Source organism: Crossiella sp. S99.2 (assembly GCF_023094165.1).
Classification (GTDB): Bacteria; Actinomycetota; Actinomycetes; order Mycobacteriales; family Pseudonocardiaceae; genus Crossiella.
The window spans coordinates 1-8,481 of record NZ_JALMDK010000034.1; the positions used below are offsets into that span (position 1 = coordinate 1).

The window sequence follows — 8,481 nt, forward strand, 5'->3', positions numbered from 1 at the left end:
GTGGCAGAAGACCGCCGAAGAGATCATCGACTCACTCGCACGATATTGCCAGCGGATTTCAGGCGCAGGACACTAGCCCTGCACGAGCAGGCAGGTGCAGCGGAGCCAGGCTAGGAGGGGGCCGACGCGCCCACTGCTGACGGCCTGCCTGGCACCCGCATGACCGCGGCTGTCGCACAGCACTGACTCAGCTGTCAGTGCGGTCGCGCGCGACAGCTGACGCCGGCCAGCCACGGACGGCAGATCACGATTGCCGAGACGGTTGCGACAGTGCGGCAGGTAGCCTTCGGTGGCCCGCCCCCTTCCCCGCCCCATAGAGGCCGATGGTCGCCCGCGATGCCGGTGGGCGAGGACGGCACTCGATGCTTCCGTTGGAGGCTCTGCGGTGAACACCTGGCCGAGCCCGCCGCGATACCGAGTACAGGCAGAGGCCCTGCGGCAGGCACACGCGGCCACCAGGCGCTCCTGGACTGACCTGGCAGCGCTGTGCGCTACCGCGGGCGCGCCGGCGCTGACCGAGATCGTGCTCGCCGGCGCGTGGCCACCGGCCGGTCACAGCTACTCACTGCCGTGGACGTCGGTGTCCTGGCCCGGGTACTCCACCTCGACGCAACCACCCTCCTGGGACCGGCATCCTGGCCGCTACTGCTCGGGACACTCCCGGCACCTTGTCCTGGCTACCGTGCCCGCCCCACCCAGGCTGAGGCGGTCGCCACCCTGGCCCTGACCGGCTCGGCGGTCCGGATCACCGGGATAGGAGGGACAGGGATGACCCAACTGGCCGCAGCGCTGGCGCACCAGTGGTGGCGGCAAGCAACGCTGGATCTGTGCCTGTGGGTCGACGCGGGCTCGAGGAAGGCGATCAAGCGGGCCTTCAGCGAGGCTGTGCAGGCCATCCCCGGCATCGAACTGGACCACCGGGGCCCTCCCGAATTCGGATTTCGGACCTGGCTGGAACAGACCCTGATCCGCTGGCTGATCGTGCTCGACGGGCTGGAACAACCCGGCGATCTCCACGAGCTGTGGCCCCCAGCCAGTCCCACCGGCGCCACCCTGATCACCACGCGCCGCCGGGACGGCTCACTCCGCGGGCGCCGGGTCGAGTTGCCCCCGTGGAACGCCCCGGAGTCACGCGCCTACCTGATCCGCGCCCTGACCCACACACCACACCGACTCACCGGAGCCACCGAACTGGCCGAAGCCCTCGGGCACCTCCCGCGCGCCCTGGCCACCGCGGTGACCGAGATCGCCGAGCACAGCATCACCTGCGCCGAATACACCGCCATGCTGACCACCCAGCACGACCCGGACGTGCCCGCCACAGGGCCGGGGCAGGACGAATGGGCTCAGTGGATCGCGCTGGCCGATGCGATGCGCCCGATAGGGCTGGCTAGCCCCTTGCTACGCCTGGCCAGCTTCCTTGGCCAGCCCGGCGAACCCATCCCGGCCAGCCTGTTCACCTCCCCGCTGGTCACCGGCTATCTCACCAACTCGGTGCGGCGCCCGGTCGATGCCACCATGGCCCTGGACGGCATGTCCTGCCTGAGCCGGGGCAGCCTGCTCACCTGGGATCGGTGCGACACAGTAGAACTCCACCCTCTCCTGCGGCGTTCGATGCGTTCGATGTGTCCGGCCGCTGAACGGGCATCGGCACGCCAGGTCGCCGCAGCGCTGCACGAGCACGATCCAACCGGCACCGTCACTCCCTAGCCACCCAGACAGCCATCAGAGACTGACAACCCCCAACCGATCCAGGACGTCCCTGAGGATGCGTGCGAACCGGGGGTGGCCGCCGGAAGCCCTTTCGGCGCAACGGAATCCGGTCACTAACGGTCGTGCTGAAGTAGATCGAGGCCATCACCTCTTCGCTTGCAGCACCTTGCCGAACCTGCCATTGCAGGCATCGGCCTCAGCCAGCAGAACACCGGTGGTCGGAGCCACCCGGCCGCGTTGGGCCAAGGGTGTCGCAGAGTTCGGCTCAGCAAATCCATCAAACTGAGCTGCCCAGGTGCAAGGACGGGTACGCGCCGGCGACCTGGAATAAGCGGCCACGGCCATCTGGAGCACCGGGCCGAACACACGCGAGGAGCGCATCAAACGGGCGCTGTCGTGGTTTTCCCACGATGTCAAGGACAACAACACCACCACCGCTGGCGCCGAAATCCCAGTGCCGACCCCGCTGCAAGACCGCTTCGACAAGCTCGGCAGGGTCGCTGCCGCCTGCGGACTGCCGGAGAAAGTCAAGGGCTACACCAGCATCGAAGCCGTCGACGCGACCCAAGCTCACCCCAGCCCTACGAAGACAGACATCCTGCTGATGTGGAGGCTGTGCCCGGACTTCGCCCACGGCCGCGCCTAGCCGCTGGCGGGGCTTGCCGACTGTGTCAGAGCCTCGATCCCAGACCGTCCCGGAATGGTCGGAGTGAAGTCCGGGAACAGCTACACCCTGGTGATAGCCAAGGCATTCGCCGTGCAGCAAGCCACCGAGGCCCCCTTCGACCTGCACCAGCTTCGCGCCCAAGGCTGCCCAACGACCAGAACACCCTGCCCAGCGGAGCACCGCCGATCTCGGCTGTTCAGATCTCGGTGGCGAGGCGGGACAGGCGCAAGAAGTTCGACGGGAGAGGACCATGGGCCGTTCACACGACAGGGCCGGCCATGCGCTTGTTGGCAGCTGGCGACCGAGCCGGCGGTGCCAGCCGAGCGTTTCGGTGGCGGCGTCTAGAAAACAGGACCTCTGGCCTGCGGCACCTGACAACAACGGGACTACAGGGACTTCCTTGCAGTGACGATGGTGTAGGGCATGGTCACTGTGATGTTCTGGAATCTCTACGCATCACCTCGTGTTCTGCTGGCCGACGGCCGGACACGTCGGGAGCAGCAGGCGGCGGTGATCGCCCGCCACGCCCCGGACATCCTGGTCACCACCGAGTGCTGGAGGTGGATGACAAGCCAGGGCCAGGAGCTCGAGGAGACCCACAGACTATTCGGGACCTGGGACGAGATCACTCTGCACGGCGCGAAAACCGGGGGCGACATGGCGGTGTGGACGCGTGACAGCAGCATCCTGATCAGTGAGGAGTCGCAACCGCAGGAGGAAGCGCTGTGGCACGGATACATGCGTATGACCTACCGGATACCGAAGCTGGGCCCAGTAGACATCATCACCGCACACCTGCACCCGTTCGACCCCATCACCCGGCACATGGAGATTTCGGCACTGCGCAACGCCATTGCCCTGAACCGTCAGGTGCTGATTCTGATGAACGCCAACTGCACACCGCCAGGAGATCCCGAACCCGACATTAACAAGGTGCCGCTGAACAAGCGGGGAAATCAGATTTTGCCCGGCCAATCCACAGTGGACCGGACGCCTCTGGAGGCACTGGCCTCCGCTGGCCTGCTGGATGTCGGCGCGGAGTTCGACCCGCAGCGCCAGCCTACGGCGGGCTACTACGATCCGAGCGATCCCTTGCGGCGGCTGAGCCAAGCCTGGCGCACTCCCTCTATGGCCGTGCGAAGCTATCGGGTCCTCAACGACCTGAGCTTCGACCCGGAATTGCCCACCGCCAGCGACAACTACCCGATCCTGGTCACGCTGTAGTACCAGGCCGGCGGCGCTACGGTGCACCCGTTCCAAGTGGAGGCACGACCGGCATCAAGACGCCGCGCTTATCGAACAGTGGGCGCTGCAGCCCAGTGAGAACCTCCTCGCTGGGCTCTCAACCCGTGGCCCCGCAACAGAAGGACACAGGCATTCACGGGTCCAGTGTCGTGGTGCCCAGGGGCAGCAACGCGGGCAAGTGCACGTGCAGGTGCCGGACCCGCACTAGGTACCCCATCTGCCGGAGCATGCTGGCTGCCCGTTCCGCGAGCGCAGGCGAGCGGTGTGTCCCGGCTGAGCAACGCACTGCTACCCGCCGCAGTCCGGTGGCGGGCAGGGCACGTGCCACCTCTACGATCAGCTCCACTGCCAACGCCGCCCCAGGCCAAGCCAGCACGGTCTCCTGGCAGTGCGAGTCCAGGCCGGTCAGGTGGTGAATGGCCGCACTGCCTGGCCCGCGTACATTGTCGGCGATGACGTGCTGTTCGGCGTCCGGGGCACCGCCGGGCCGTCGCCGCCCGTACGTGATTAGCTCGATCGGGGTATTGAGGGAAGGCTCCACCGTCGTATCCAACCTGACCCCAGCGAGAAGCCGGGGCATTCTACGGCTACTCGCCCGAGTTGGTGATCCCGCCGAAGTCGGCTGCTCACCGGAGCGGGCCCGAGGCTAGCGTGCGACCAGCCCGGACAAGTCCGCCGTCCGGGGGAGAAGAGAGGGCAGGATCGTGCGCAACTTTCAGGACCGCGCCTGGTCACCGCGCGGGGCACGGCCGCACAGCGACGTGGTCACACCGGGGCTGGCCAGAGTGCAGCAGGCCTATCTGAAGTGCATTGACACCTGGTGAGAGCGCGGCGAGCATGGCACGAACCTGACCCGTGACCAGGCGCTGCCCGCGGTCACACCCCAGTACCGGCACATCATGCTGGCCTGGCTGGATCAGGTCTTCAGCACGGTGACCGCCGGGCAGCGGCAGGACCTGGCCACTGTGCCAATGCTGGAGGTGGCCGGGCTGGAGGCGTTCACCGTCCGGTGCGGCCCGGCGTTGCTGGCCACGTGTGCGGTGGAGGTCTACGTCGATCCGGACCTGTGGCCGGCCGCCCTGGCTGCGGCCGCTCGCCGTGCCCGTGCCCGCAGGGAAGTCCTCGGCGGTGGCACCGCACCGGAGCCCGCTGTGCCGTTCCGGCTGCACGTCAGCTACGCCTACGCCGAGGCCGATTTCGCCTCCGAGACACTGGGTTCGGCGCTGACCCGCGCCCCCCTGGCCGGGCAGCTGGTGCGTCCGCAGCTGGTGCCGGTCGCCGAGGTGGACGTTCTCGACGTCGATACCTTCCCCTCGACGGCGGCGGCCTGAGCTGGGCGGAGAACACCGCGCAGGTGGTGCAGATCGGGTAGAGCCGCCAGGACCTGGCCGCCACGCTGCACCGACTGCGCGGCGAACATGGTCGGCAGTCCTACGAGGTGGACCTGGTCGAAGACGAGCTGGAGACACTGCGCTGGCAGCCCTGACCAGCCTCGCCGCTCCCCGCGTTTTACCTTGGTGGCATCTGCGCGGCCGCTACCTGCGGCCGCGCTTGCCCGTCCCGCCGCGCCGCTGCTCGCGGGCGGCGAGTTTCGCGGCCCGGCGCTGCTCGGTCGGGGTCATGCCCGCCCCCGGCCCGGCGGCCCGTTCGAGGTCGAGGACCTCGGCGATGACATTCAGCAGCGCAACGTCGCTGTCGCGGCTGCGCACCGGGTACTCGATCAGGTGGGCTTTCGCCGCCTCGACGACGCCGGCGTGCATCAGCGTGCGCTGGCTGCGATCGCGGGGGATGGAGGACTGTCCGGCAGGGATCCCCAGCACGGCGTTCAGGGTGCTGTCGTTGGCCAGGAGCGCATCCAGCAGGGCCAGGGCGGCCTGCTCGGTGACATCGATCCGTTCGGCTTCGGGAACGCCCCAGGCGGTGGCCTCCGCCCGGCGGATGTCGGACAGCAGCACCCGCCGGGCCTTGTGGCGGACGGGCATGATCTCCGGCCGCTCACAGATCCAGGCCGCGATCGCAGTAACCAGGTACAGCTCGCCGAGCTGCGCACGGTGGGAATCCAGGGGCAGGGTGCCGAAGCGGGCCGCGGCGGGCAGCCGGTCCGCGGCGTCCAGCGCCTCCTGCTGGTGCTCAATGGCCACCAGCTCGGTGATCAGCTGCCGGGCGCCCCCGATCATGGCTGCGTTGGTCAACGAGCCCTCGGTGGTCGCCGAGGTGGTGCCGGTGCGCTCGGCGACGCTGATCGACATGCTGATCTGGTTGAGGACCTGGTCCACTGCGAAGGCGAAGCGGGTGCCCGGACGGGAAGCGGCATGGGGGCTGGCGGCCCAGACCTGATTGTCGTCGAAGCGCGCGATCCGGGTGGCGTAGTCGGCCAGTGCAGCGGGCTGGCGCCCCATCATGGCCAGCACCATGCGCATCGACCAGGATCTCATCAGCCCGGTGCGCTGCAGGATCTCCGGCGGCATGTACTGCCGGAGGATGTCCGCGTCGATCCCGCTTGCCGGGTGCTTGTTCACGATCTCCCCTTTTTTGTGGTTGAGGCCGGCCACCAGGGCGGTCCTGCTGACGGCGGAAACCCAAGCAGTGACGGTGGGTCACCGGCGCCAGTCTCCCACCCACGCCCGAAACCCCCGTCCACCTGTCCGGGTCCGGCTTATCCATGGTGCCGCCCGTCCGATTGCACGAGGTGGACACCGTGGGCGAACCCGGTGCACGCTTGCTCTACCCTGTTTGATCATGCTTTCGCCGCTGCACAATCACATCCCGCCGCTGACCGGTGCCGCCGCTGACGCGGCGACTGCGACCGTCACCGCGGTGTTCGCCGACATCGTGGGTGACTGGCTCGATGGCCGCAGGGAGGCTGCGGCCGGGCGGATCGCTGTGCTACACAACGATTTCGGGGCCACAGGCGTGATCAGTGTGTGCTGGCAGGCCGCCAGGGTGGCCAACCATCTGGACACCCCGATGCGCCACCCCCTTCGGCGCGGACCCGTCCAGGACACGGTGGCCCAGCTCCGCGAACACGCCCAGCACGGCACACTGGAGACTGCCATCCACACCGTGCTCGGGCCCGTGCTGCGGACCTGGACAGCCACGCAGGAACTGACCGTGGCGCTGCTGGACCTGCTCGCCGACGCCGGCCCCGACCGGGTCCGCGCCGTGCTGGGCCCTCAGCCAGGGTGAACTGGCCGCGCTGGCGAACCCACACGCACGGCCACCGGGCCTAGGGTGACTGATTGTGGACAGCAACCAGCAGCGAGTGGCCGGGTACCTCGCCCTGGCCCTGAGTGACCTGGGCATGATGGGGGGAGCCCGGCGGCTCGCCTACCGCCTGGACGGCCAGGCGATCCGAGTGTCCTGGGAGGACGGCCCCTACGCCGAAGAAGTGGCTGTCGGACTGCTCGCCCGCTCCGGCCCGTCCGTCCGGCGCACTAGCCGGGCGGTGGCTGCTGGCAACCTGCGGTGCCTCCCCGCCCGCGAAGTCGGCCAGGTACACGCCGAACTGCTGGTCGCCGGCGTTTCGGTCACCTTCGCCGCCCACTGTCCGATCGGGCGCCAGGCAGTGCTGGACGAGCTGATGCCGGGGCCCGGGACGTGGAGATGGCCGCGGCCGCTGGAACACGACGGCGCCGCCCGGGACAGTGTGCTGTGGCTGGAGCAGGACGATCAGCCACCGCTGGCGCTGGTGCTGCGGCTGCCGGTAGAAGCGCCCACCGTGTTCTGGTCCGAACCCAGCACGCTGGTGGCCCTGGACCCAGGCACCCTCACCGCCGTCTCTGCCCGCCGATCCGCTGTGATCACCCGGGTCTGGGACACCTGCGAAATCCTGCTCCGCCTGGCCGACCCCGGCCTCAGCACTGCCGAGGCCGAGGAATGGATTCAGCGCGAGCTGGCCACCCCGCCCGCCATCCGGCGCACCGCGGCGGTGGTGTGGCCGGATCGGTGCCTGCTGCACCGCTGGTCCGGCCTGCGCATGGAGATCACCTGCCCCGGAACCGAAACGGGGAGGGTGCCCTGGACGATGGTGCCCTCGGTGGCGGTGTCGGCTGCCCTGCGCGCCCGCTCCCATGACATCCCGCTGCCGACGACAGTGACCCTGCGCGCCTTCGGCGACAGCTACACCACCGCCACCCTCGCGGTCACCAGCACCTGGGGCGCGCCCTCCGACATCTACGCCAGGCTGGGCGCCGACAGCTGGTAGCCAGCGCATTCCGTGCGCTGGTCAGCGGCGGGCTGCTCGCAGGGGCAGGGTGGCCAGCGTGGTCCACCGGCAACCCCCCGCAGTGAGAATTAGGCGACCTCGACCAGGCAGAGCTGGTCGAGGAGCAGCTCGACTCGGGCACCGATGGCGAGGCGCAGGCGGCTCTGCACCGCGCCGGCATCGGCGGTGCCGACGCCACAGGCCAGGGTGATGTGGGGACGATCGTCGACGGCGAAGCCCGCCCCGTTCTCGCCGAGCACGGCGGTGACCGCGTCCGCAGCGGCCGCGCGCAGGCGCAGCCAGCGCTCATCCGGGAAGCAGTCGAGCACCACGGGCGAGGCGGTGGCCAGGGCAGGAACGGCAGGGAGCGGGAAGGCATCCTGCTCGGCCAGGCACTGCCGGAGCGTCTCGATCAGCCGCGTCCGGGTCTCGATGTCGAGGTCACCGGCGGGGATACCGATTGTGAACAGGGTGGTGTGCAACCAGTTCAGGGGCACGCAGAACAGCGCGGCCTCTGTGGCCAGGATCGGGCCGTGGGCGCACACCAGTGGCGTGAGAGCCGGGGTGGGCGGCAACTAGATGAGTAAGTCCTAACTCGGTCAGTGGTCGTAGGCGGTCAGGGATCTGGTCACGGGCTGGCCGGTGGCTCGGT

The 8,481-nt window shown here is 69.0% G+C and carries 8 protein-coding genes; 5 read left to right on the plus strand and 3 right to left on the minus strand.

The genetic code is table 11. The features are described from left to right. The first annotated feature begins 768 nt into the window (after positions 1-768). On the plus strand, positions 769-1,710 hold the full coding sequence (locus MZC64_RS47385; protein WP_247766258.1) for a hypothetical protein: 942 nt from the start codon (positions 769-771) through the stop codon (positions 1,708-1,710). A 1,093-nt stretch (positions 1,711-2,803) separates the two neighbouring features. Continuing rightward, positions 2,804-3,604 carry a hypothetical protein gene (locus MZC64_RS47390; protein WP_247766259.1) on the plus strand — a complete coding sequence of 267 codons (801 nt, stop codon included), beginning with the start codon at positions 2,804-2,806 and terminating at the stop codon, positions 3,602-3,604. A 154-nt stretch (positions 3,605-3,758) separates the two neighbouring features. Here MZC64_RS47390 and MZC64_RS47395 read toward each other — a convergent pair whose 3' ends face one another. Further along, positions 3,759-4,166 (minus strand): hypothetical protein, encoded by a 408-nt coding sequence (locus MZC64_RS47395; protein ID WP_247766260.1) that lies wholly within the window; start codon positions 4,164-4,166, stop codon positions 3,759-3,761. A gap of 358 nt (positions 4,167-4,524) precedes the next feature. Between MZC64_RS47395 and MZC64_RS47400 the strand changes: the two genes are divergently transcribed. Next, complete coding sequence (locus MZC64_RS47400) at positions 4,525-4,956, plus strand: hypothetical protein (protein ID WP_247766261.1); 432 nt, start codon at positions 4,525-4,527, stop codon at positions 4,954-4,956. A gap of 204 nt (positions 4,957-5,160) precedes the next feature. Here the strand turns inward: MZC64_RS47400 and MZC64_RS47405 are convergent, their stop codons facing one another. Then, positions 5,161-6,144 (minus strand): hypothetical protein, encoded by a 984-nt coding sequence (locus tag MZC64_RS47405; protein ID WP_247766262.1) that lies wholly within the window; start codon positions 6,142-6,144, stop codon positions 5,161-5,163. Between the two features lie 220 nt (positions 6,145-6,364). Here MZC64_RS47405 and MZC64_RS47410 point away from each other — a divergent pair, with 220 nt between their 5' ends. Next, positions 6,365-6,811 (plus strand): hypothetical protein, encoded by a 447-nt coding sequence (locus MZC64_RS47410; protein ID WP_247766263.1) that lies wholly within the window; start codon positions 6,365-6,367, stop codon positions 6,809-6,811. Positions 6,812-6,866: 55 nt separating this feature from the next. Continuing rightward, positions 6,867-7,829, plus strand: coding sequence for a hypothetical protein (locus tag MZC64_RS47415; protein WP_247766264.1), 963 nt, complete (start codon positions 6,867-6,869; stop codon positions 7,827-7,829). An 89-nt stretch (positions 7,830-7,918) separates the two neighbouring features. On the opposite strand, the gene MZC64_RS47420 is transcribed toward MZC64_RS47415, so the two are convergent. Next, positions 7,919-8,404 (minus strand): 2'-5' RNA ligase family protein, encoded by a 486-nt coding sequence (locus tag MZC64_RS47420; RefSeq protein WP_247766265.1) that lies wholly within the window; start codon positions 8,402-8,404, stop codon positions 7,919-7,921. Between the last annotated feature and the right edge of the window lie 77 nt (positions 8,405-8,481).

Excerpts from the sequence above, each read along its gene's own strand:
- MZC64_RS47400 (WP_247766261.1), top strand. The coding sequence starts at position 4,525 with ATGCTGGCCTGGCTGGATCAGGTCTTCAGCACGGTGACCGCCGGGCAG.
- MZC64_RS47385 (WP_247766258.1), top strand. The coding sequence starts at position 769 with ATGACCCAACTGGCCGCAGCGCTGGCGCACCAGTGGTGGCGGCAAGCA.
- MZC64_RS47390 (WP_247766259.1), top strand. The coding sequence starts at position 2,804 with ATGGTCACTGTGATGTTCTGGAATCTCTACGCATCACCTCGTGTTCTG.
- MZC64_RS47410 (WP_247766263.1), top strand. The coding sequence starts at position 6,365 with ATGCTTTCGCCGCTGCACAATCACATCCCGCCGCTGACCGGTGCCGCC.